We start from the raw sequence: 24,156 nt of genomic DNA on the forward strand, positions 1-24,156 counted from the left end.
CTACTTTTCTTGGTACAACTTGAGGCGCAGGTTCGGAGGCAGGGGAGCCCCCGCGCGGGTCAGGCGCAGGCGCGTTGCCTCGGACGGGATCTCCAACTCCAAACGGGCCGGGCCCGGCCGCGCGGCCAGGGGCACAAGCCCGCTCCAGAACAGGCGCGGCGGCCAGAGGCCACGGACGGACGCGGGCAGGAAGGGGCCTTGCGCGGTGGCCAACTCCAGCTTGATACCAGCCCAACTCATCTCCGCGCCGGGCGGGGGGGCCAGCTCCAGGGCCTTTATGCGGGCCGCTCGGGGCAGCTCGGCCACAAGGCCCTCGCCATCGGGGCGCAAGGCCACTGTCTCCGAGGCCCCTCTTGATGCGGCCTCGGGCGGCACCGCCCTGAAAAGCACGTAGCCGTGCCGCTCCTCGCGGCTCAGCTTCCAACCCGCCGCGAAAAGGGCCGCCTCGGCCAGGGGGGCGCGCCCCGCCTCCGCCGCCACATACAGCGGCTTGCCGTCATCCAGCAACCAGGCGGGCTTGAGGGAGCGGGGCAGCCATTGGGGCCGGGCGTGGCGGCCGGGCTCGGGGCGCATATCCTCGGAGAGCCAGGCGGCCAGGGCCGGGCCGCACCATACCCGGGTTTCTCGTCCCAGGCGGCCGCGCAGCCAGGCGGCTGCTTGCTCGGGCTCGGGGCGCTGGGCCCCGGCCACGCCCACCATCATCTCGCGCACCGACCAGTTCCAGTTGGGCCGTTTGCCGGTCTGCTCCAGGCGCAGATAGCGCAAGGCCCGGGGGGTGAAGCGGAACTCCTGCCAGTTGTTCCAACGCAGGGCCACCAGGCTTTCGCCGGTCCAGGCAAAAGGCACCGGCAGCCCCTCCACCTGGCTGATCTCCTCCCAGGCCTGGCCGTCGCGGCTGCCCATGACCCTCAAGTGGTGAGGGCCGTTTTCGGCCATGCCGTTGAACAGGAGCAGGGAGCAGACCTGCGGCCGCACCTTGCCCAGGTCAACCTGTAGCCATTGCCCCGGCTCTTGGCCGCCGGGAGTGTGCCAGGCCAGATTGGCGTTGTAGTCCGCCGCCTGCCAGGCGGCATCCGGCGCGGGGGAGGCGCTGATACGCCAGCCTTTCGGCGAAAGGGCGCGGGGCACGTCCGGCGGCGGGGTGATGTCCCAGAACACGCACCAGGAGCCCACCTGCTTGCGCCGGGGGCGCGCCCCCAGGGCGGCTAGGTTGGCGGCCATGCGGTCGCCCTGGCTCTTGCCCGGAATGACCATGGCGAAGCGCTTGGCCCGAAGGATGGCCCGCTCGAACTCGGGGTTGCGGTCCTTGCGGCTCACCACGTAGACCACTTTTTGCTTGCTGTCAAAGGTGAGCAGCGGGGCCAGCCAATACTCGGGCAGATAGGCGTGGGTCACGCCGTGGGAGGACAAAAAGCCGGTGAGCTGCTTGGCGGTATCCATGTCGTGGGCGTAGCGCTGTTTCAGACTGGGATCACCCAGGGGCGAGACTTGATACACCCCCACGGCCAGCAAAAGGGCCACCGCGCCCAGGCCGCCCCAGGCCAGGAGCTTGGCCCAGCCGTTGAAGGCCATGAGCCGGTGGAAGGCCCAGGCGATGAGCAGGGGATAGACCGCGTACAGGGGCACCAGATAGCGGTGGGTGCCCGAGGAGGAGAGCCCCATCATCCCGAAGATAAGCACTACAGCGGCCACGAACAGGATGAGCAGCTCCGAGCCGTCGCCCTGGTCGCGGCGCGCCAGTCGGGCCAGCAGGTTTTTGCCCCAGGCCAACAAGGCCCCCAGGCCGGCCAGGCCCAGAAGCAGGCTGACCGCCTGGCTTAGCCAGGGCACCACCGCCGGGGCCACCTCGCGGCCCGCGAAATGATGCGCCCCGGTGAGCACCGGCAGGCTGTAGCGCCAGATGAAGCTGACGCTCTGCCAGAAGGGCTCCTTGGGCTTGGGGTGGAACATGAAGTAGTAGGTGGACCAATCGGTGAGCAGGTTGTGCACCCAAAAGGGCAGGCTGCCCAGGAAAAACGCGGCCATCATCAGGGCGAAGTCCGCCCGGATGAGCAAACGGGGATCGCGCCGCCACCAGAGCAGGGCGCAGGGCAGGATGAAGTACACCGCCAGCATGTGGCCCCACAGGGCGAAGCCGGTCAGGAGCCCGAAGGCCATGCAGAGCCAGGGATAGCTCGGCGCTTCCGGTCCCTTGCGCAGGGCCTTGAGGGTCAGCCACATCAGCCAGACCCCGGCGGCCAGGGTGTCGATGTAGATGGCGCGGGGCAGCACCGAGTGCCAGATAAGGTAGAAGGGCCCCAGGGCGGCGATGAACAGGGCGCAGAGCCCGGCCCGGCGGCCCCACAGGTCGCGGCCCAGCAGATACACGGCCCACAGATAAAAAAAGGACATGAAGGTGGGCGAGAGGTACAGGCTTTGGCGGCTAACCCCGAACAGGGCGAAGAAGCCCGCCGCCACGATGGACTCCAGGCTGCCGCCGTAATCCTGGCCCCAGAACATCAGGGGTAGGTGCCCCTTAAGGATGTCCATGCCCATGAGCCCCACCACCGCCTGGTCCGCGTCCAGTGTAGGGTAGATGAAGAACAGGGCGCGCACCGCCGCGGCCAGGAGCATCAGCCCGGCGACGCCCCAGGCGACGGTTTTGGAGGTCAGCTCTCGGGTCATTGCTCAGCGCAGTTCCAGATAATCCAGCCCCAGCACGTCGCGGCCGTTGTGGCTCAGCATACGCAGCTCCAGGGTGTGCACCCCGGGGGGCAAGGGCGCGTCCAGGCGCACCAGGCTCCATTTCAGACCGGTGATGGGTAGGCGGCCCAGCTCCTTGCCGTCCAGGAACACGCCCAGCACCGGCGGCGGCTGGTCAAAGGGCGGCCCGGCGTGGCTTACGATCTTGATGTCCAGTCCCCGCGCCCCGGTCGGGATCACCACCCGGACCCGCCCCACGTCTTTGGTGGAACGCAGCACCAGCTGCACCGGCTGGTCGTAGATGTCGCCGTATAGGCGGCTCTGGCTGGTCAGCAGGTTCTCGGCTTCCAGGTGCCCGCTGCTCACCACGCGGCCGGCCAGGGAAAGACATATTACCACGGCCAGCAGGCCTCCGGCGGCCGCCAGACCGGCGCGCCGCGGGCTCCAGGAGCGGGCTCCGGGTCGTGGCTCCCGCCATAGATACACCGCCGCCGCCGCGATAAAGGCCAGCCAGATAACGGCGGGGAGCATGGGCTGCCAGGCGTGGTCGTTGAACGAGGGCAGGAAGTGGTAAACCACGCCGTTGATCTGGTCGCCCCACCAGGCCAGCAGGTTGTTCATGCCGGTGCGGCGGTGGAAACGCCATTGGGGGATCAGGGTGAAGACAAAGGCCAGGCCCAGGCTGAGCATCCCCAGCCAGGCCAGGACCACGCGCCAGGCCCGGCCCGCCCGGGCCAGGGCAGGCAGGGACCACAGGGCCAGCACGGGCAGCAGAGGCGCCAGGAAGCGGCCCGGCGGGGTGAAGCCGCCGAACCATTGCAGCCAGCGCCAGGCGATCACCGCCAGGAAAGCCACGCCCCCGGCCAACAGGGAGTAGAGGAACAGGCGCGGGTTGTCGCGGCCGAAGCGCGCCGCCCCGGCCAGACCCAACAACAGCCAGGGCGCAAAGGCGATGATTCCGAACTGCTGGTCCAGGAGCATGGCCGGCAGGGTAAGGGACATCAGGCCCAGGTCCAGAGGCGGCATGTTGCGCAGCTCGTGGCCCACCCGCCACAGCGCTTGAGGGCCCACTCCCCAATAGGCGGCCAAGATTATGGCGGCGCCCAGGGCGCCAATCAGGGCCGCGCCGAGCCCGGTCCAGATGCGCCGCCGGGGCAGCTCCAGGTAGAGGCTAACCACGGTGGCCATGATCAGGCCCAGGACGGCCGGGGCCAGGCGAAGCTTGATGAGCACCAGGGCCAGCCCCAGCCCAGCCAGGCCCGCCAGTCGCCAACCGGCGCGCTGGGGCAGCCCGGCCAGCAGCACCAGGCCGCAAACCACCCCCAGCACCCCGAACACGCCGGGGTACACATGCTGGGTGAGCTGCATGAGCGGCAGGGTGAAGCCCAAGAGCCAGGTGGCGGCCAGGGCCACCCGGGCGCGGTAGCCCAGGCTCAGGGCCAGGGAGCAGAACAGGCCCAGGGACACGGCCCCGGCCAGGCCCAGCACGGCCAGGGCTCCCAGGCGTCCGGCCACCAGCCAGCCGGGAGCCAGGATGAGGCGCAGCAGCCAGGCCTCGCTCAAGGGCGCGGCCAGGGCCTTGCTCCAGCCGCCCCAGTAAAATGCCAGGCGGGCGGCGGGCTGGGCCGCGTTGCCGGCCGAAAGGCCGCAGGCGGCCAGCAGCCGGTCCACGTCGATCAGGTAGATCGTCTCGTCGCCGCAGGTGCTCACGGCCTGTACCACCCAGGCGGCCAGGGCCCAGAACAGGGCCAGGCCCAACAGGGCGCTGCCCCAGGCCAGCAAACGGCGAGGCGCCGAGGGCGCGGCCCCTGCCTCCCAGAGCAGCCCGGCGCATAGCCAGGCCTGGTAGGCGATGGCGGCCAGATAGACGGCCCCGGCCAGCAGGGACCACAGGTGGGTGGCGGCGTGCAGGGCCGTGCAGGCGACGAGCAGGGGCAGGGCCAGATAGGCCCCCCAGTCGCGCGCGCCCAGGCGGGGGCCGGTTTGCGCGGCCGCGCCTCCGGCCCAGCGGGCCAGCAGGTGCCCGGCGGTGCTCATGCCCAGCAAGCCCAATGGGGCCAAGGTGGCCAGGAACTTCCACCAGAAGCCGGGGCGGTCCAGGCCGATGAGCGGGGCCAGCTCCGTGGCCGGCGAGTCGGGCAAGCCCAGGCCGGGCAGGAGCAGGCGCAGGGCCAGCACCCATAGCACGGCCAGACCGGCCTTGGACGGCCAGCCCGAGAGACGGAAAGGACCAAGGTTGTAGGGCAGAGACAGGCTCATTTCCCAAGGCCTCGTAAAAAGGCACGGATATCGGACCCCCCGGGCATAAGATACCAGCCAGGCCTCGGGGGCGGCAAGGGAAGCGCCTCCCGGAGGCGGGGCCAAAAAGACGGCCCGCCGCGCAGGATACGCGGCGGGCCGGTGGGGTCGGGTCGGAAGGGTCCTATTCGGGCACCGCCTCCTTGGCCAGCACGGCCAGCTTGACCGCGCCTACCTTGCGGTAGACCTCCAGGGGCGAGCGCTTCACGCCGTCCACGGTGAGCAGGTCGTCGATGCTGATGCCGAACAGGCGCTGGTTCTCCTCCAGGTAGGGCAGGATCAGATCCCAGTCCTCCTGGGTCAGGTCGAAGTAGTGGCCGCCGTTGAGCTGCTCGTCCACCAGCTTCTTGTGCGGGTCGCGCACGAAGATGGCCCCGCCGCTGGCCAGGGAGAACAGGTTGGAGCCGGGGTAGGGGGAGGGCAACTCGATCACCTTGCCCTCGGCGTCGAAGGTGACGCCGTTGAGCACCACGAAGCCGCCGCCGTTGTAGGGGTCGCCGGCCATGAAGGACTCGGCCAGGAAGTCGAGGCAGGTGCCGTTGATTACCACCCGGGGATGGCCCACCGCGTTGATCAGGGGGCGGCCCGCGCCGTTGCCCATGATGTACACCTCGCCGCCCTTGGCGCCGTACATGAAGGCCTGGCCCACGTCGCCGTGCACCACCAGCTTGCCTTCCTTCATGATCTGGCCCAGCTGGTCCTGCCCGTTGTCGTGGATCTGAATCTCCATGCCGTCGATGCCCGAGGCAAGGTAGTCGCCCGAGGCTCCGTAGAGGTCGAAGCGCACGTCCTCGGTGGCCGGTCCCAGGCCGCAGCCCTGGAAGCGCTGGCCTTTGAGGCCGTAGACGATGAAGCGCTTCCAGCCCAGCTCATAGGCCTTCACTTCCAGGCGGGCGTCGCAGTCGTCGCCCTCGGGCGGGAAGTGGTGGGCGTAGACCACCAGGACCTTTTCGTCACCGGCCGGGGCGCGCAGGTCGTCGCGGGTCTCCCAGTCGATGCGGGCGTAGCGCTTGCCCGCCTTTTCGGCGATGGCCGGGGCCGAGTCGAGGATGCGGTTGATGGCGGTGCGCAGCAGCTGCAAGATCACCGAGCGCTTCATTTCGCCGGTGGCGTAGCGCCGGTTGTTGAGCAGGCTCAACAGCTCCAGGGCCCAGTCCACGCCATCGTCGCTGGCCGCCGCCTTGGCCTCGGCCTTTTCGATGAGCCAGCGCACCTGGGCGAAGTTCCAGCCCTTGACCGCCGGGGCCACCGCGTCGAAGACCTCCAAGGGGCTGCCGCCGTCCAGCAGGGCCTCCAGGCCGCCGGGCTCGGCCGGGGCGCTGGTGGCCTCGGCCGCGTCGAAGCGCCACTGGCCCGCCTCGCCGGTGATGGCCTTGCCGAACTTGTCCTCGCAGCTTAGCTCGAAGCCGTTGCCGTTGCCCTGCACGTTGAACAGGAAGGCGCCGCCGTCGGTGTGGCTGCCGCCCCGGGCGTTCCAGTAGCGGTCGGCCACCAGGCGGAAGCGGGGGTCTTCCTCGTTGAGCGAGAGCAGGGTGGCGTCGATGGCCTGCTTCTCCGAGCCCACCAGGCCGATGGATACGTCGCCCTCCTGCAACGCAAAGACCTGGGGCCTGAGCATGGAGGTGTCGGTGATGCCCAGCAGCTGGTACAGGTCCTTGTCCGGGTTGGAGCGGGCGATGATGAAGAACCAGGGACCGTCCGGGCTGCCGTGCATGTGCAGGGCCTGGATGGCGCGATAGGTGGTCTGCCGCTCCGCGCTGAGCTGGGCGAAGTCCAACTCGGTGGTGGGGGCCATGGCCTCGATCACGTACTCCAGGGGGTAGTGATAGACCCGGGTCCACAGGTCGAACAAGAGGACCGCCACCTCGGTGTCGGTGAGGAACTGGGTGGCGATGCCGTGCTGCCTCAGGTACTCGCTCACGCTGAAGTAGTTGGCGAAGTCGCCGTTGTGCACCAGGGCCTCGTTCAGGCCGATGAAGGGGTGGCTGCCGCCGGGGTGCCACACGCGCCCCTTGGTGGGGTAGCGCTGGTGGGCGATCCACACCTGGGCCTTGAAGTCGTCCATGCCGTAGTACTGCACCACCGTTTCGGCGAAGCCCACGATCTTGAGGATGACCAGGTTGCGGGCGTGGCTGAGCACGAAGGCCCGCTTCTCGCCCAGGCTGGTGTAGAAGGTAGCGTTGAGGCGGTTGGTGTTGCGGTAGATGAACTCATCTTCCAGGGCGCGCCCCTCCAGGCCCACCAGGCCTTCCTCCTGGGCGAAGCGCTGCAGAGCGCCGTCCTTGGCCCGCACGAAGTAGCGCACCACGTCCGGAGGCTTGACCTCCAGGCCGAAGTCGCGGTAGTCGCCCATGGTCTGGACCCGCGCCTTGTGGTGCACTTCGAGGTAGGGGGTGATGCACTGCTGCTCGACCTCGGCCTCGGCCGAGTCGTCCAGCAGGGCCACCTGCAAGATGTAGTCGTTTTTCAAGGTCGCCGCGTCCACGCCCAGCTGCCCGGCGTCCAGGCAGGCCGCGGCTATGCCGCCGCCCTTGCCGTTGCCCCGGTTGTGCATCTGGATGGAGGGCTCGAAGATGTGACGGCCGCGCACCGGCACGGAGGCCGCGAAGCCCACCACCCCGCAACCGCCTTCTTCGGCGGCCTTCATGGGGCTGATGGGCGCCGCGCCCTTGATGGAGCGCCGGCGGGAGGCCATGATGGCCTCGGTCATGCGGGTAAGCTCCTCCCGGCTGGGGAGGCGGCCTTGCTTTATGCTTTGAGTCAGGCTGGCCATTTAAATCACGCCTTCTTCTGGTAGTCCAGGTGGGTGAGCAGATCGCTCCGGCCCACCAGCTCCCTGACACTCTTCAGGCCCAGGCGCCACAGGATTTCCCGCAGCTGGATGCCCCAGGAGCGGTACATGTTGATGACGCGCCGGGAGCCCCAATCCGAGTCGTAGTGCACCGACAGCTCGGGGTCGGTGGTGGCGATGCCGCGGGGGCAGCCCCGCCCGGACTCGCAGTTGGCGCAGCGGATGCACTCCAGGGCGATCATGTCGGCGGTGCCGGTGACCACCCCGTTGGCTCCCAGGGCGATGGCCTTGGCCACGTCCCAGGCGGTGCGCAGACCGCCGGAGACGATCAGGGTTATCTTGTCGCGGATGCCTTCTTCCACCAGGAAGCGGTGCACCATGGGGATGGCGTACTCGATGGGCATGGCGATGTTCTTCTTGGCGATGTCCGGGGCCGCCCCGGTGCCGCCGTAGCTGCCGTCCAGGTGCACGATGTGCGCCCCGGCGTAGTAGGAGCCCACGGCCACCATGTCCACGTCGATGGGGGTGGAGACCTTGACCGACACCAGGGTGGTGGGGTTGATCTGCTTGATCCAGTCGACGTGCTTTTTGTGGTCTTCCACCGAATAGACCGAGTGGAAGGGGAAGGGGCTGAACAGGGCGTTGCCCTCCACCGCCTCGCGCATCTTGGCCACGGCCGGGGTCACCTTGTCGCCCAGGAGGTGGCCGCCCAGGCCGGGCTTGGCGCCCTGGGCGTACTTGAACTCCACGATGCGCACCCGCTGGATCGTCTCCTCGCGCACCCCGAACAGGCCGGTGGCCACCTGGGTGATCACGTGGTCGGAGTAGTTTTCCAACACGGGCGGGAAGCCGCCCTCGCCGGTGCAGGTGAAGGAGTTGAGCGAGGTGAAGGCCTTGGCCCGGCTCTCCATGGTGGCGCCGCTCACCGAGCCGAAGCTCATGCCGCCGCCATACACCGGGAAGTCGATAGTCACCTTGGGGCGGCCGTCGTCGTCGCGGTGGTTCAGGTCGATGGACAGGTCCACGTCCTCGGGGCCGAAGCTCTTATCCGGCGGCTCGGTGGGGAACACGATGTCCATGCGGTCGAAGCCGCCGCCGCTGGCGCCCTTGCGGTACTCCAGGCCGTTCTCCGGCGGCTTGCCGGTTTCGGCCTGAATCCAGGTGCTCACCAACAGATCGGCCGGCCAGCGGGGGTCGCCGAAGGTGCGCCAGACGGGGTTGAGGCCCACGCGGATGGCGCTCACCGGGCAGGCGTCGCCGCAGTAGGAGCCGATGGAGCGGCAGTAGTCCGCGCCCCGGCAGTGCTCGCTCTTGGGGGCGAGCATCTTGTCGCCGCTCTTGAGGTGCACCCCGAACTGGCAGGTCTCGGCGCACTTGCCGCAGGCCACGCAGGTGGTCATGCGCTCGGCCTTGAACTTGGTCAGGGCGTTGCGGTAGCGGCTGGGGGCCTGGGTGATCTCGCCGCCCAGGTTGGCGTACTCGCCGGGAGCCAGCACCGGCTCCGGGGGAGAGGGCGCGGGCTCGTCGTCGTTGATGCGCTCGCCGAAGATGGGCGCGAAGCTCATCTTCTCCAGATCCTCGAAGATCATGGCCCGGCCCACCTCGCCGCGCAGGCGGCGGGTTTCGCGGATGCCCATGGCGCCCATGAGCTCGATGAGCTGGGAGTGGAAGGCGCCCATGAGGTTGATCACCCGGGACGATCCTTGCTCTTCGTCTATGGTGTCCAGGCCCACCGGGCAGTCGAAGCCCTCGGAGCAGGAGCCGCACATGCGGCACTCCATGGCCACGTTCAAGACCAGGTCCAGCCCCACGCCGTCCACGCCGCAGAGGATGATCTTGGCCACGTGCTCGGCCAGGGCGATGCCGCCGCTGGCCAAGAGGGTCACCTGATCGCGGCAGGCCTCGTCCACCAGGCGCAGGTGCACCTCGCGGACCAGCTTGGTGACGAAACGATCCGCCGCCTGGCCCAGGCCCTGGCCCTTGTAGCCGGCCTGGAGGTGAATGACCTCGGCGCCGGCCTTGGCCAGCTCGGCCACACGGTCGGCCGCGTTTTCGTCCAGGGCGGTGCGCACCGAAGTGACCATCTCCGGCATACGCGCCTTGAGGGCCGCGATCTCTTCCAGGACCGTGGGCGAGTCGATGAACTCGGCCAGGGCCGCGCCGTCCAGGGGCGAAAGGTCCTCGGGCACCCCGTCCAGGCGGACGATGAGGTGGTCCTTGAGGTCGGCCAACAGCTCGGCCGCCTCGTCATAGGTGGCCACGGCCAGGGTGTGGGAGGCCTTGGCGCCCAGGGCCACGGCCCGGCGGGTGCTGGGGCCGATCTTGCCCCAGGGGGCCATGTCCAGAATCATGGGCACCGGCAGTTCCACGAAAGGCGGAACGTCGATGGCCAGCTTGCCTTCTTCGTCGAACACCAGGCGCTCGGGGCGGCGGCCCAGCTCGATGACCGTGGAGATGTACTCACGGCCATGGATGCCGTCGCGGGTGGGCCGCACGATCTCGCTCATGTCGGTCCACATCTGATCGAAGCCCGGCCCGCTGAAGCGGCCGCGGTAGCCGGCCCCGGACACCGGGATCTTGCCGGTGGTGGCCTGCTTCCACAGGGTGGAGATGATGTCCGGCCGCCAGTAGTCGTCGCCCATGGCCTCGAACTGGGGGTTCATGGCCCGGGAGAGGATGCCCTTCTTGCACTCCTGCACGCAGCGCATGCAGTTGAGGCACATGGCGTCGGTGGTCTCCACCACTTGGTCGGCGTCGAAGGTCTTCTTGCGGTAGACCTCGTAGATGCAGGCGTCGCGCTTGACGCACTGCAAGCAGCCCAGGCACCCCTCGGTCTCCATGGCCGCCAGGCGGGCCACCGGAGTGAAGCGGGGGGCGCGGGGCGCTACTTCGACGTGATACTTGTCACTCATGATCTATCCCTGCTAGGGCGAGGCGGCGCGCCGCCGGGGGCCTTCCTAGACCTCCGGCCGCGGGCTCAGCCCGGCCTGCTTGATGATGTCGGGCAGAAGCTCTTCGGCTTCGATGGCCTGCAAGTGCACGCCCTTCACGCCGTCCAGCTCGCGGACCTGCTCGATGAGCTCCACGGTGACCTTGAGGCCCTCGGCCGCGGGATCGGCCGCGTCCTTCATGCGGGCGATCAGCTCGTCGGGCACCACCACGCCGGGCACGTTGTTGTGCATGTAGCGCAACATGCCCGCGCTGCGCGGCACGATGATGCCGGGCAGGATGGCGGTCTTCTCGGTCAGGCCCATGTCCACGGCCTTTTTCAGCTGCTCGGCAAAGGCCTTCACATCGTAGACCGCCTGGGTCTGGATGAAGTCGGCCCCGGCGGCAACCTTCTTGGCCAGGCGCAGCACGCGGAACTCGATCGGCGGTCCCAGGGGAGTCCAGGCCGCGCCGATGAAAAAGGCGGGCTTGCTGCTCAGGGTGTCGCCCCCGGCCTGCACGCCCTCGTCGCGCATGTTCTTGATGATGTTGATCAGCTGTATGGAGTCCACGTCGTACACGCCCTTGGCGCCGGGATGGCCCTTGAGCTTGCCGCTGGCTCCGGCCTGCTGGTGGTCGCCGCTGATGGCCAGGATGTTCTTGAGGCCCAAGGCGGCCGCGCCCAGCAGGTCGCTCTGCATGGCGATGCGGTTGCGGTCGCGGCAGGTCATCTGGGCCACCGGCTCCAGGCCCGCGTCATTGAGCAGCTTGGAACCGGCGATGGAGGACATGCGCACCACCGCGGTCTGGTTGTCGGTGACGTTGTAGGCGTCGGCCACATCACGCAGGACCTCGGCCTTCTTGAGCACCTCTTCGGCATCGGGGCCGCGCGGGGGGCCGATCTCGGCGGTGAGGGCGAACTCGCCCGCGGCCAATACCTTCTCTAACTTGCTTCCCGCTTTCAGGCTCATGACCGCAGATCCTCCCTAAGCATTCTCTTGGGGCCGCCCGCGGGGGAGTTGGACCAGTTCTTGGGCGGCTTCACCTCCACCAGGCTCTCAAGCTGGCCGCGGGCGGTGGCCCGCTCCACGATGAGGCGCCAGATGCAGGGGGTGTCCTCGTTGATTTCGCACATGCCATTCTCGCGGGTGCCGCCGCAGGGGCCGTTCATCAGGCTCTTGGCGCAGCGGGCCACGGGGCACAGGCCGAAGGTGAGGCCTAGCACGCAGTCGCCGCAAGCGGCGCAACGGCTGGTCCACAGGCCCGGCTCCTCGCGGATGGACAGGCTGGTGGTGTTGACCCCGGGGAACAGGGGGGTGTCGGCATAGGTGTCGGCGACCAGCTGCATGCCGATGCCACAGGAAACGCTCACGATGGCGTCGGCATCGGCTGCCTGGTCGGCAATGGTGGCCACGAACTCGGGCTCGCACTGCCGCTCCAGGGTGGCGCTGGTTATCTCGATGGGGTTGCCGTCGTTCTGCATAGCCATGGCCAGCAGGGGAGCCAGGGTCTCCACCTCGCGCTCTCCGCCGGCGGCGCACTCGGCCACGCAAGTGGCGCAGCCGATAAGCAGCACCTTCTTGTGGCCGCGCAGGTAACCCACCATCTCTTCAATGGGCTTCCACTCTGCGGTGATCATCGGCGCTCAAACTCCTTTCATGGGGTTGGGCCCCAGGGCCCGCACGGCTTCGGCGCGGCGGCCGGCCATTTGCAAAAGATCGTCCAAGCTCTGGCCGGCTCCCCGCTCCAGGCCCAGGCGCTCGGCGCCCATGCCAACGGTCTCCAGCAGGCTTTGTCCATATTTGATGCGGTTCTCGGCCCGGTTGCTGCCCACCAGGTGCTGGCAGGCGGTCTCGGGACAGGCGGCGATCTGCACCGCGTCGCTGCCCTTTTCCAGCAGGCGCATCAGATGGGGCAACTGCACCTTGCTGCTGCAGGGCAACACCACCAGGCGGGCGCTGAAGCCCTCGCCGGAGCGGCGGCCCTCTACCGGCTTGACCCCGGAGGCCAAACACTGCCGGCAGTAGAGCAGGGTTATTTCGGGTTGGAAGCTATCCATGGCTTGGTTCACCTTGTCTAAAGCGAATCTGCTCGGCCGGTCCCTGGCATGGCTGCTCGGGGCCGGCCCCTCGTGGACTTTTCAGGCAACCGTGGGCAAGGCCAACCGCGACGAAAACCCTCCCGCTTCGCCCCGAAGGGAAGCGGCCGAGGGCCTTTAGCGCGGATTGTAGCGGTCGTCCGCTTCGCGGGGAAGAGGACGGGGGCTGGAAGGCCCGTAACCAAAACGGCAACCGTTGCCTTTATGACAGAGGATTACCTTATTGTCAATACCTCTGCGCTCTCCAACGAAAAGGTGTAACCCCTTACCTGTATTGTATGGAGTCAAGTGTTGGATCGGGCAGGGCCAACAGGCGCGGCCCGGAAAAACCCGGCAAGGCGAACCCGGCAAAATTGCCGCATCAAGCCTTGACAATCCGGTAGGGTCCGGCTAGGTTGGGGGTCGATCCGCCCCCCTGGAGCGGAGAGCCAACCCGGCAGCCGTGGAGACATGCGAAGTGGACGAACGAAGCAGGCGCAAAATTATTGATGTTTTACGGGTGTTGGCCGAGTCGGAAAAGCCTCTGGGGGGGGCGCGCATAGCCCAGGCCCTGGCCCTGGCCGGCAAGGACATGAGCCAGCGCACCATCCGCTACTACCTGAGCTTCACCGACAACGAAGGGCTCACCGAGCAGGTGGGCCGCCGAGGCCGCCGCCTCACCGAGCTGGGCCGCCGCGAGCTGGAGACCGCCTACGTGGCCGACAAGGTGGGCTTCGTGGCCGCCCGGGCCGAGGCCCTTATCTTCGGCATGGACTTTCGCCTCCGGCAGGGCAAGGGCAGGGTGGTGGTGAACATGTCCACCCTGGACCAGGCCGACCTGCCCCGGGCCAAGGAGATCATGCGCCAGGTGTTCGCGGCGGGCTACTCCTTGGGCGACCGCCTGATCATCGGCCAGCCCGGCCAGCGCATGGGCAACTTCATGCCCCGGCCCCACGAGGTGGTGGTGGCCACGGTGTGCTCGGTGAGCGTCAACGGGGTGGCCCTGGCCGAGGGCATCCCCATGACCAACCGCTTCGGCGGCCTGTTGCAGATATCCGAGCACAAGCCGGTGCGCTTCACCCAGATCATCAACTATGACGGCACCACCCTGGACCCCCTGGAGATCTTCATCAAGGGACAGATGACCTCGGTGTGGCTAGCCGCCCAAAGCGGGGAGGGCGTCATCGGGGCCTCCTTCCGGGAGATACCCGCTCCGGCGGCGGAAAAGGCCCGCCGCCTGGCCGCGCGCCTGGAGCGCCACGGCCTGGGCGCGGTGCTCCTGGTGGGCCGTCCGGGCCAGCCCCTCTTGGAGGTGCCCCTGCCCCAGGGCAGGGTGGGCATGGTGGTGCGTGGGGGCCTCAACCCCATGGCCGCGGTGGAGGAGGCGGGCATCGCCACCAGCAACCGGGCCTTTGGCCAGCTCTTTCCCTTTGAACAGCTTCGGCCTTACCGGGAGGTGCTGGGATGAGTCCGTTGCCCAAGGAGGGGCCCAGCCGGCGGCGCTACCACATCCCCTGGTTCAAGTCGCAGCACTTGTGGCTCTTCGTCACCCTGATGATCTACTTCCTGGCGGTGCCCTTGGTGGAGCAGCTTTTCCCGCGCACCAAGACCCTGCTGGACCTGTTCATCGTGGCCGTGCTGGTGGCCGCGGCCTACGCCGTGATCCACCGCCGCCGCTCCTTCTTCGTTTCAGTCGTCTGCCTGCTGGGCGGCCTGGTGCTCACCCTGGGCGACTTCGGCATGCGCTCCAACAGGTTGGAGGTGCTGGGCTGCGTGCTGCTCATCGTATTTCTGATCATGGTGCTGGTGGGCATCGGGCGCGACGTAATGAGCACCGAACGGGTGACCTTCGACACCATCAGCGGAGCCTTGAGCGGCTATCTGCTCATCGGCATCCTGTGGGGCTTCGCCTTTCAGGCGGTGGAGATGGTCTGGCCCGGCTCCTTCGAGTTCAGCGACGGTGTGCTGACCACCATGAAGGCCAGCGACTACGCGGGCCACAACTGGTCGGTGTTGTTCTATTTCAGCTTTGTCACCCTGACCACCACCGGATACGGCGACATCACCCCCCTGAGCAACGTGGCCGGCCAGCTGGCCAACACCGAGGCGGTGGTGGGGCAGTTTTACATGGTGGTTTTGGTGGCCCGTTTGGTGGCCCTGTATTCCCGGCGCGAAAAATAATGCTCCGCCCGTTCAGCATAAATACATGCATCCGTCCGGTAAATATTGACAATAACCGCCCTGTCGCCGAAGATGGCCTTACGCTAGGGAGGACGGATCAATGCGGCACCGCGGAGTTATAGCGCCAGGGACAATCAGATGGGTGCTTTTGGGGCTGGCCGTGGCGGCGTTGCTCCTGGCGGCCGGGTGCATGAAGGTGGGCCCAGACTACAAGCCGCCGGAGAAGAAGGTGCCCCCGTCCTGGCAACAGGCGGGCGACCCCTCCCTGCGACGTAGCGAGTCCAACCTGGTGACCTGGTGGCAGGTCTTCGACGACCCCCTGCTCACCAGCCTGATCAAGCGCGCCGACCTGGGCAACCTGACCCTCAAGGCCGCGGTTTCGCGGGTCAAGCAGGCCCGGGCCCAGTTGGGCGTGGTCACCGGCGAGCTCTATCCCCAGGTGGACGCCAACGCCGACGGCAGCCGCCAGCAAGCCAGCCAAAAGGCACTGAGCAACGTGACCCAGCAGGGCATCACCGGCGAGCAGTTCGACATCGGCGCCAGCGCCTCCTGGGAGATCGATCTCTTCGGGCGCATCCGGCGCTCGGTGGAGGCGGCCCAGGCCGACCTCCAGGCCAGCCAGGAGGACCGGGCCGACGTGATGGTCAGCCTCTACTCCCAGGTGGCCCAGACCTACTTCACGGTGCGCACCCTGCAAGCGCGCATCGCGGCCACCCAGGAAAACATCACCTCGCAAAAGGGCGTGCTCAAGCTGACCCAGGCCCGCTTCAAGTGGGGCCTGGCCACGGACCTGGACGTGTCCCAGGCCGAAACGGTGCTGGGCTCCTCCCAGGCCGAGCTGCCTCCCCTGCGCACCAGCCTGATCCAGTCTTTCAACACCCTGGCCCTCTTGTTGGGCCTGCCGCCCAGCTCGCTCAGGAAGGAGCTGGAGAAGCCCATGCCCCTGCCGGCCCTGCCGGCCAAGGTGGCGGTGGGGGTGCCGGCCGACCTGCTGCGCCAGCGGCCGGACATCCGCCGGGCCGAGCGCCAGCTGGCCGCGGCCACCGCCCGCATCGGCGTGGCCACCGCGGACCTCTATCCCCGCTTCACCCTGCTGGGCAGCCTGGGCACCTCGGCCTCCAACTTCTCCGACCTGTTCGGGGCCGGCTCGCTCACCTACAGCTTCGGGCCCAGCATCTATTGGAACATCTTCGCGGGCGGCAGCATCCGCAGCCAGATCAAGGTGCAGGACGCCCTGACCGAGCAGGCGCTGTTGACCTACGAGAACTCGGTGCTGTCCGCGCTCAAGGAAGTGGAAGACTCCTTGGAGGCCTTCAAGCAGGAGAAGCGGCGCCAGGTGGCCCTGGCCCAGACCGTGTCCTCCTCGCGGCGCTCGTTGGACCTGGCCATCCGCCTGTACAAGGAGGGCTTGCAGGACTTCCAGCCGGTGCTGGACGCCCAGCGCAACCTGTTCAATTACGATAATCAGCTCGCCGCCTCCAAGGGGCAGGTGGCCATCGACCTGGTGGTCATCTATCAATCCCTGGGAGGCGGATGGGATCCCAACCAAACAGCCGTTCCGGCTCCCAGCGGAACGGCCTCGGCCTCGGCCAGACCATAAGGGCCCTTCGGCGGCCCGGGGGAGGGCCCCAGGAAGATGCGACAGATGCTATCGGCTAAATCCCGCATGTTTGTCTTGGCCGCCGCGGTTCTGTGCCTGACGGCGGCTTCGGCCTGCGATGGAGACAAAGAGAAGTTCCACGCTCCCCCGCCGCCCATGGTCACCGTGGCCGAACCGGTGATCAAGACGGTGACCGACCACAGCGTGTTCACCGGCAACACCCAGGCGGTGTTCTCGGTGGACATCATGGCCCGGGTGGAAGGCCAGCTACGTAGCGTGAACTTCGAAGTGGGCAGCCGGGTGGACAAGGGACAGCTCCTGTTCATCATCGAGCCCGAGCCCTACAAGGCCAAGGTGGACATCGCCCTGGCCAACCTGGCCGTGGCCAAGGCCCAGTACCAGCTGGCCCAGGCCACCCTGGTGCGCAAGGAGAACGCCTACAAGGACCGCGCGGTGAGCGAGGTCGAGGTCATCCAGGCCAAGGCCCAGTCGGCCGAGGCGGCGGCCCAGATTGAGGCGGCCAAGGCCCAGCTGGAGCGGACCAAGATCGACTACGGCTACACCCACGTGCACGCGCCCATCAGCGGGCGCATCTCGCGCAACCTGGTGGACGTGGGCAACCTGGTGGGAGCGGGCCAGACCACCAAGCTGGCCAGCATCGTCATGGACGACCCCATCTACGCCTACTTCACGGTCAGCGAGCGGGAGATGCTCCAGTACCGCGACAGCCAGCGCCTGAAGGAAGTGCCCCTGGACGACAAGGGGCGCCCCCTGGCCGCGCTGAGCCTGAGCAACGAAAAGGGCTTCCCCCACAAGGGCTACCTGGACTGGATCGACAACAAGGTGGACCCCAACACCGGCACCATCCAGGTGCGCGGGGTGTTCCCCAACAAGGACATGAGCCTGTTGCCCGGCCTGTTCGTGCGCGTCCAGGTGCCCACCGGGGTGATCAAGGACGCTCTGATGGTGCCCGAGTCCTCCCTGAGCCGCGACCAGCGGGGCAATTACCTCTACACCGTGAACCAGGCCAACCAGGTGGAGTACAAGCCGGTGGAACTGGGCCCCTTGCAGAATGGCCAGCAGGTGATCCTCAAGGGAATCAAGGCCGGCGACCGGGTGGTGATAAACGGGCTCCAGAGGGTGAGGGCCGGGGCCAAGTGCACCCCGCTGACCGTGGAGCAGGCCAAGCAGATGGCCGCCCAGCAAGAGGCCCAGATGAAGGCCAAGCTCAAGGCCGAGGCCGCTTGCGAACAAAAAGAGGAAGCCAAGGGCAAGGCCAAGGACTCCTCAAAAGCCAAGGCCAAGGATTCTTCCGAATCCAAGGCCAAGTAGGGGCGGCGCTTAGATGTTTTCCCGCTTTTTCATCAACCGGCCCATCTTCGCGGCGGTGGTGTCCATCGTGATCGTGCTGGGTGGCCTGCTCACTTTGGTGGGCCTGCCCATCTCCCAGTACCCCACCATCGAGCCGCCCACGGTCAACGTGACCGCCAGCTACCCCGGCGCCAGCGCCGACGTGGTTGCGCAGACGGTGGCCCAGCCCATCGAGCAGCAGGTCAACGGCGTGGAAGGCATGCTCTACATGTCCTCCAACAGCGCCTCGGACGGCTCCTACAGCCTTACCGTGACCTTCGAGACCGGCGTGGACCAGGACATGGCCACGGTGCTCACCCAGAACCGGGTTGCCGTGGCCACTCCCTCGCTGCCCGACGAGGTCAAGCGCCTGGGCGTGACCACCAAAAAGAAGTCGCCCAACTTCGCCATGCTCATCACCCTGGTGGACAGAAGCGGCCTGTATGACGACGTCTATCTGAGCAACTACGCCTCCATCAACATCCGCGACGAGCTGGCCCGGATAAACGGGGTGGGCGACGTGCAGGTGTTGGGCGCGGGCGACTACTCCATGCGCGTGTGGCTGGACCCCCAGAAGCTCAAGAGCTTCAGCCTGACCACCGACGACGTGGCCAACGCCATCAAGGAGCAGAACGTCCAGGTGGCCGCCGGGGTTATCGGCCAGCCGCCCGCCCCCAAGGGGCAGAGCTTCCAGCTCACGGTGAACGTGCTGGGCCGCCTCAAGGACGTGGACCAGTTCGCCGACATCATCGTCAAGACCGGGCCCGATGGCCGTTTGGTCAGGGTCAAGGACGTGGCCAAGGTGGACCTGGGGGCCAAGACCTACACGGTCAACTGCCAGCTCAACCAGCAGCCCACCACCACCATCATGGTCTACCAGCTTCCCGGGGCCAACCTCTTGCAGCTCTCCGAGGCCTGCCGCAAGGTGCTGGCCGGGCTGGCCGAGCGCTTCCCCGAGGGCCTGGAGTCGGTGGTGGCCTACGACGCCTCGGACGTGGTGCGCGCCTCCATCGAAGAGATCGTTTCGACCCTGCTCATCGCCATCGTGCTGGTTATCCTGACGGTGTACGTGTTCCTGCAGGACGTGCGCTCCACCCTTATCCCGGCCATCACCATCCCGGTGTCGCTCATCGGCACCTTCGGGGTCATGGGCATCCTGGGCTTCTCCATCAACACCCTCACGCTCTTTGGACTTGTGCTAGCCATCGGCATTGTGGTGGACGATGCCATTGTGGTGGTGGAGAACTGCGCCCGAAATATCGACGAGCACAAGCTCACGGGCAAGGAAGCGGCCATCCGCTCCATGGAGGAGATCTCCGGAGCGGTCATCGCCACCACCTTGGTGCTCCTGGCCGTGTTCGTGCCCACCGCCTTCATGGGCGGCATGACCGGCATCCTCTACAAGCAGTTCGCCCTGACCATCGCGGTGGCCACCATCTTCTCCTCCATCAACGCCCTGACCATGAGCCCGGCCCTGTGCGCCCTGCTTCTGCGCCCCAGCAAAGAGCACCGCAGCTGGTTCTGGCGCGGCTTCAACAAGTTCTTGGGCTGGGCCACCGCGGGCTACGAAGGCATCGTCAAGCAGGTGGTGCGCAAGCTTTTCTTGGCCATGCTCGTCTACGGAATCCTGGGCGTGGCCGCCTTCTGGATCATGGGCCACACCGCAACCGGCTTCGTGCCCCAGGAGGACCAGGGCTACGCCATCGCCAATATCCAGCTGCCCGACGGCGCCAGCCTGGAGCGCACCCAGGCGGTGGTGGACCAGGCCAACAAGATCGTGGCCGCCACTCCGGGCATCGCCTACAACATCGCCATCACCGGCTACAACCTGTTGGACAGCACCGTGGCTTCCAATATGGCCGGCTTGGTGCTGGTCTACAAATCCTGGGGCGCCCGGGCCGACAAGCCGGAGCAGTCCCAGGACGCCATGCTGCAACACCTCAACATGGCCTTCTACGGCATCCAGGAGGCCCAGCTGGTGGCCTTTCCCACTCCGGCCCTGCCCGGGTTGGGACTGTCTGGCGGCTTCGAGTTCCAGCTGCAGGACCGCGGGTCCCTGGGCCTGCTGAACCTGCAAAAAGTGGCCGGCGAATTCATCCAGGACGGCAACAGCCAGGCCGGACTCACCGGCATGTACACTTCCTTCCGGGCCAACGTGCCGCAGTTGTTCGTGGACGTGGACCGCGTGAAGGTCATGAGCCTAGGCGTGCCCCTGTCCACGGTGTTCGACACCCTCCAGGCTTACCTGGGCTCGGCCTACGTGAACGACTTCAACAAGTTCGGCCGCACCTACCAGGTGAACATCCAGGCCGAGGCCCAGTTCCGCGACCAGGCCGACGAGATCCTTTCCTTGCAGGTGCGCAACCCCGAGGGCCAGATGCTGCCCCTGGGCACCCTGGTCAATGTAACCCCCTACCTGGGCCCCCAGATCGTGCCGCGCTTCAACCTGTATTCCGCGGCCACCATCCGGGGCAACGCCGCGCCCGGCTACAGCTCGGGCCAGGCCATCAGCCTCTTGAAGAGCATGGCCAAGGAAAAGCTGCCTTTGTCCATGGGCTACGCCTGGAGCGGCATCTCCTACCAGCAGGTGGTGGCCGGCGGCACCGGCGCGGTGGTCTTCGTGGTGGCGGTGGTGTTCGTGTTCCTGGTGCTGGCCGCTCAGTATGAGAGCTGGAAGCTGCCGGTGCCCGTGGTCCTGGCCGTGCCCTTGGCCCTGCTGGGCGCCTTCATCGCCCTGCATGTCAGGGGGTTGGACAACAACGTCTACACCCAGATCGGATTGGTGCTTCTCGTCGGCCTTGCCACGAAGAACGCAATTCTGATCGTGGAGTTTGCCCGCGATCTGAACGAGCAGGGCAAAAACATCCTGGACGCGGCCATCGAGGCCTCTCGCCTGCGCTTCAGGCCCATCCTCATGACCGCTTTCAGCTTCATCCTCGGCGTGATTCCGCTGTTGATCGCCACCGGGGCCGGGGCCGGGGCCCGCAAGGCCTTGGGCACCGCGGTGTTCGGCGGCATGTTGGCCGCCACCTTCCTGGGCGTTTGCTTCGTGCCCGGCCTGTTCGTGCTCTTCCAGCGCATGGGCGCCAAGAAGCGGGCTAAGGCCCAGGCAGCGGCGAACCCGGCTCCTCCCGCCGAGGAGCAGACCGCTCCCCAGCCGCCCAAGGACGGCGGCGAGGGGGGCGCCTAGCCGGTTCGGCCATGAACCAATCCCGGAAAGCAATCCCGGGGGCGGCGGTAAACCCGCCGCCCCCGTTGTTTGGCGCCCTGGCCTCGGTGTCGGGCGGGGCCTTGCTGATCAGCTTCGCGCCGGTGATGGTGCGCCTGGTGGAGGTGGGCCCCAGCGCAAGCGCCTTTTGGCGTATGCTCATCGGCGGGCTGGGCCTGTTGCTCTGGGCCGCCTGGCGGGGCCAGGCCTTGTGGGGCGGCTGGCCGGCTCTGGCCGGGGCGGGCTTGGCCGGTCTGTTCTTTGCTCTGGACCTGTTCGCCTGGCACCGGGCCATCCTCAGCCTGGGGCCGGGTCTGTCCACCATCCTGGCCAATTTCCAGGTGTTCTTCATGGCCCTGGTGGGGGTGGTCTACTTCAAGGAGCGCCCGGGATGGCGCTTGGGGGCGGCCATAGCCTTGGCCATGGCCGGGCTCTGGGGCCTGGTGGGAGCCTCCTGGCCTGAGCTGAGCTCGGCATCGCGCCTGGGGGTGTTGCTGAGCCTGCTAGCGGCCGGGGCCTACAGCGGCTATCTCCTTACCATGCGCTGGTCCCTGCGCCGTATCGGCGGGCTAAAGCCGGTGGCCAGCGTGGCCCTGATGTCCTTGGCCTGCGCCTTGCTGCTTTTGCCGGCGGCCCTGGCCGAGCCCGGCGGCTTGGCCGTGCCCGCCCTGGCGGACTGGGGCTTGCTGGGCGTATACGGGCTGGGCTGCCATGCCCTGGGCTGGGTGCTCATCTCCCGGGGGCTGATGCTCCTGCCGGCCTCCCGGGCGGGCCTGGTGCTGCTGCTGCAACCCACCATGGCCTTTGTGTGGGACATCGTTTTCTTTGGGCGGGCCACCAGCTGGCTGGAAGCGGGGGGAGCTTTTTTGGCTTTGGCGGCTATTTACCTGGGGTCGCAGAGCCGGGCCTCGCGGGCGGGCTGAGGGCAGGGGTCGCCCGCCGGGATGCCCCGGCCGGCTTTGGAAGGCGCCTATGCCCATCGGCGGCGGGTCAGAAGCTGAAAAACCGGTGATAACAATCCCGGCAACGGTAAGGATTGAACCCTAAAATGGACAAGGCTCTTTCCAAGCTGTTGCGCCGGTGGGAACGCCTGACCAAGGTGCTGCCACAATGAGGGCAGGCGAGTTTGCCAAACGAAATAAATCGCACAGCGGACCTTTTGAGTTCAAGTTTGTTCGAAATCCCAGACTAGCACAATAATCGAACATGCGAAATACCCCCACCATGCCTGGGGCATTAAAACCAGTTTACAACTTATCGTCGACGCTCCGGCCGCATGGTTGCTTCTTAGTTGTCCAGGTACACGGTCTGGTTTTTGCCCCGGGCCTTGGCCCGGTACAGGGCCTGGTCGGCCCGGCTGACCAGGGATTGCGACGTGTCGCCGGAGATGAGCTGGGCGGTGCCCAGGCTGACCGTAACCACCGCCCGGTTTCCGTTGCCCGGCTGGAACACATGCCGGGCCAGGCTGTTGCGGATGCGCTCGGCCACCTCCCGGGCTCCCTTGCCCGTGGCCCCGGGCAAAAGCAGGGCAAACTCCTCCCCGCCATAGCGGCAGGCCGAGTCAGCCGGGCGCACCGTCAGGCGCAGGATGCGGCCCAGCTCGGTGAGCACCTTGTCTCCCTCGGGGTGACCGTAGGTGTCGTTGAAGCGCTTGAAGTCGTCCACGTCCAGGATGACCAGACTCAGAGGCTCGTTCAGCTCCTGGGCGTGCTTCACCTCGCTGTCCAGCTTGCTCCAGAAATAGCGGGCGTTGAATAGGCTGGTGAGTTCGTCGGTGATGCTTAGTTGATGGTAGCGGCGCTCCCGCTGCACCAGCACCTGGCGCTCACGGTGCAACACCCGCACCCGGTCAGCCAGGGCCATGGACAACAGCACGCTCTCCAAGGCGGCGGCCAGGGTGAGCAGGGAGCGGGGCAGAGGCACCAGGAACTGCCATCCCATGGACCAGGCCCCCCAGGCCATGCTGCCCAAGAGCAACACGATCCAGGCGGCAAGATAGAAGCGCGCGGGCCTAAATCCCCGGATCAGGGCCAGGATGCCCGCCGCGATGCCCAGGACGGGACCCAAGAGGGCCATGCTGTGCGCCACCCAGGTGCCCAGCCAAATCTGCTGGCCCAGGACCAGAGCCAGCATGGCCAAGGCCATGAACTGGTAGGTCCATAGCAGGCGATCCACCACCGGGGCGTTGCTCTTGGTGTCCAGGAACACGCGGCAGAACGCGGCCCCGAAAAAGAACAGGGCCGCCGAAACCAGCAGGCTTATCTCCGGCACCCAGGGCCACAGGGCGTGGGGCAAAAACAGAGCCTGGCCTTGCAAGCACATCTGATGGAGCGTGATGCTGGCCAGATAGAGCACATAGAGCAGATAGGCCCGGTCGCGGGTGGCCAGGAGCACCATGAGGTTGACCAGGAACATGGCCCCCAGCACACCGTAGAGCACCCCATAGAGGTACCCATCGTGCACCAGGTCCTCGACGAATTCGGCTTCGGGCCACAGGCGGATGCCCGCGTTGAGCGAAAGTTCGGACTTGAGGCGCAAATAAGCGTAGCCGGTGCGGGGGGTGTCGGCCGGGGCACTAAGGGCGAAGCAGCCGGGCGCTGAATCGGGGCCGGGCTGTTGCAGGCCGGTGTACAGGTGCTCCCAGCCGCCGCCGGGGCGGGGCAGGTACAGGTCGACCTGGTCCATCCAGGGGGCGGCCACCGACAGCACCCAGCAGTCCTCGGTCGGGGGGACCTGGTCCAGGGCCAGGCGCACCCACAGGGCCGAACGGCTGAAGCCCATGGACATGCGGTTGCCCTTTTGCCGGACATAGCGTTCCGCCCTGGAGGGGGCGGCGGCTTGCTCGATGCCCGCCTGGCCGCCGGCGTCTTCCCACAGGCCCACCTCGTTGGGCGGGTGGTTCGCCCGGGGGGACGTATCGCACCCACAGGCGGAACAAACCGCCAAAAGCAGAACCAACAGCAGGAAGGGCGGGCGCCTGGAAAACATGCGAATCCCTGCGAGGGTATAGGTTATACGCTGGCTAACATAACCCAAAACAG

14 protein-coding genes are annotated in these 24,156 nt (G+C 67.2%); 6 read left to right on the forward strand and 8 right to left on the reverse strand.

Going from position 1 to position 24,156, the window contains the following annotated elements:
- The 7 genes from KQH53_05790 to KQH53_05820 form a co-directional block, all read right to left on the reverse strand.
- Positions 1–2,664 carry a discoidin domain-containing protein gene (locus KQH53_05790; GenBank protein ID MCB2226172.1) on the reverse strand — a complete coding sequence of 888 codons (2,664 nt, stop codon included), beginning with the start codon at positions 2,662–2,664 and terminating at the stop codon, positions 1–3.
- A gap of 3 nt (positions 2,665–2,667) precedes the next feature.
- On the reverse strand, positions 2,668–4,941 hold the full coding sequence (locus tag KQH53_05795; protein ID MCB2226173.1) for a hypothetical protein: 2,274 nt from the start codon (positions 4,939–4,941) through the stop codon (positions 2,668–2,670).
- A gap of 163 nt (positions 4,942–5,104) precedes the next feature.
- Positions 5,105–7,753 carry a hypothetical protein gene (locus KQH53_05800; protein MCB2226174.1) on the reverse strand — a complete coding sequence of 883 codons (2,649 nt, stop codon included), beginning with the start codon at positions 7,751–7,753 and terminating at the stop codon, positions 5,105–5,107.
- Between the two features lie 5 nt (positions 7,754–7,758).
- Positions 7,759–10,683 carry an alpha-hydroxy-acid oxidizing protein gene (locus tag KQH53_05805; GenBank protein MCB2226175.1) on the reverse strand — a complete coding sequence of 975 codons (2,925 nt, stop codon included), beginning with the start codon at positions 10,681–10,683 and terminating at the stop codon, positions 7,759–7,761.
- A 45-nt stretch (positions 10,684–10,728) separates the two neighbouring features.
- Positions 10,729–11,664 (reverse strand): methylenetetrahydrofolate reductase, encoded by a 936-nt coding sequence (locus tag KQH53_05810; protein ID MCB2226176.1) that lies wholly within the window; start codon positions 11,662–11,664, stop codon positions 10,729–10,731.
- Between the two features lie 2 nt (positions 11,665–11,666).
- On the reverse strand, positions 11,667–12,338 hold the full coding sequence (locus KQH53_05815; protein ID MCB2226177.1) for a methylenetetrahydrofolate reductase C-terminal domain-containing protein: 672 nt from the start codon (positions 12,336–12,338) through the stop codon (positions 11,667–11,669).
- Positions 12,339–12,344: 6 nt separating this feature from the next.
- Positions 12,345–12,758: a hydrogenase iron-sulfur subunit gene (locus tag KQH53_05820; GenBank protein MCB2226178.1), complete on the reverse strand. Its 414-nt coding sequence runs from the start codon at positions 12,756–12,758 to the stop codon at positions 12,345–12,347.
- A 496-nt stretch (positions 12,759–13,254) separates the two neighbouring features.
- Between KQH53_05820 and KQH53_05825 the strand changes: the two genes are divergently transcribed.
- The 6 genes from KQH53_05825 (at position 13,255) to KQH53_05850 (ending at position 22,038) form a co-directional block, all read left to right on the forward strand.
- Positions 13,255–14,244, forward strand: coding sequence for a DUF128 domain-containing protein (locus tag KQH53_05825; protein ID MCB2226179.1), 990 nt, complete (start codon positions 13,255–13,257; stop codon positions 14,242–14,244).
- Positions 14,241–14,957 (forward strand): potassium channel family protein, encoded by a 717-nt coding sequence (locus KQH53_05830; protein MCB2226180.1) that lies wholly within the window; start codon positions 14,241–14,243, stop codon positions 14,955–14,957. Before KQH53_05825 ends, KQH53_05830 begins: the two co-directional genes overlap by 4 nt.
- Before the next feature lie 142 nt (positions 14,958–15,099).
- Complete coding sequence (locus KQH53_05835; GenBank protein ID MCB2226181.1) at positions 15,100–16,557, forward strand: efflux transporter outer membrane subunit; 1,458 nt, start codon at positions 15,100–15,102, stop codon at positions 16,555–16,557.
- Between the two features lie 36 nt (positions 16,558–16,593).
- A complete protein-coding gene (locus tag KQH53_05840; protein MCB2226182.1) occupies positions 16,594–17,889 on the forward strand; it encodes an efflux RND transporter periplasmic adaptor subunit in 1,296 nt (431 codons plus the stop codon).
- Between the two features lie 13 nt (positions 17,890–17,902).
- Positions 17,903–21,097, forward strand: coding sequence for a multidrug efflux RND transporter permease subunit (locus KQH53_05845; protein MCB2226183.1), 3,195 nt, complete (start codon positions 17,903–17,905; stop codon positions 21,095–21,097).
- 11 nt (positions 21,098–21,108) lie between these two features.
- Complete coding sequence (locus KQH53_05850) at positions 21,109–22,038, forward strand: DMT family transporter (protein ID MCB2226184.1); 930 nt, start codon at positions 21,109–21,111, stop codon at positions 22,036–22,038.
- A gap of 364 nt (positions 22,039–22,402) precedes the next feature.
- Here KQH53_05850 and KQH53_05855 read toward each other — a convergent pair whose 3' ends face one another.
- Positions 22,403–24,103 carry a sensor domain-containing diguanylate cyclase gene (locus KQH53_05855; protein ID MCB2226185.1) on the reverse strand — a complete coding sequence of 567 codons (1,701 nt, stop codon included), beginning with the start codon at positions 24,101–24,103 and terminating at the stop codon, positions 22,403–22,405.
- Between the last annotated feature and the right edge of the window lie 53 nt (positions 24,104–24,156).

The sequence above is a fragment of the Desulfarculaceae bacterium genome, from assembly GCA_020444545.1.
GTDB lineage: Bacteria > Desulfobacterota > Desulfarculia > Desulfarculales > Desulfarculaceae > Desulfoferula.